The sequence below is a fragment of the Candidatus Cardinium sp. cBcalN2 genome, assembly GCF_022810445.1.
Taxonomy (GTDB): Bacteria; Bacteroidota; Bacteroidia; order Cytophagales; family Amoebophilaceae; genus Cardinium.
On sequence record NZ_JAACGD010000196.1, the window covers coordinates 1 to 538 of the forward strand.

The window sequence follows — 538 nt, forward strand, 5'->3', positions numbered from 1 at the left end:
TTTAAAAAATTAGCTAAATCCGCTAGTTTTTCATCTGTTTCCCTTTCTGCATCATGAGACGAGATGTAACCAGGATAGCTATCGAATTTGGTTGTAATATTTTCGGAAAGCTTTTGCCAACTCCCATCTTTAGTCCCATGCAACGGAATTAATTTAGCATGTAAGTGGTTCACGCCATATCCTTCAAATACAAGCGCTGTTCTGGCAACTGTTGGAAATTTATGGACTAATAAGTCAGCTACTGCTTTAGCTGCTGCCATTAACTTGTTAATTTCTTCCAATGGATGGTCAAAAATATAGCTACTCAGGTGCTGCTTGGGTATTACTACTGTAAATCCTTTTGTATTGGGAAATATCGATAAAAAAGCCATATAACCTGCACTTTGCCATATGGTATGAGAAGGGGCTAGTCCAGCTGCAATCTTACAAAAGATGCATGCTTCAGGGGCTAAATCAATGGGTATTTTCATTGTTATTTGACGTTATGAAATGATAAGTAAGTCATCCATTTGCTGACGAAATTGGTAAAAGCAACTTT

General features: G+C 37.4%; 1 protein-coding gene. It reads right to left on the bottom strand.

Going from position 1 to position 538, the window contains the following annotated elements; translation table 11 throughout:
• Window positions 1-470 (bottom strand): HIT family protein (locus tag MUW74_RS04265; protein WP_243519239.1); only part of this gene is annotated, 470 nt, incomplete at its 3' end.
• Window positions 471-538 lie beyond the last annotated feature (68 nt).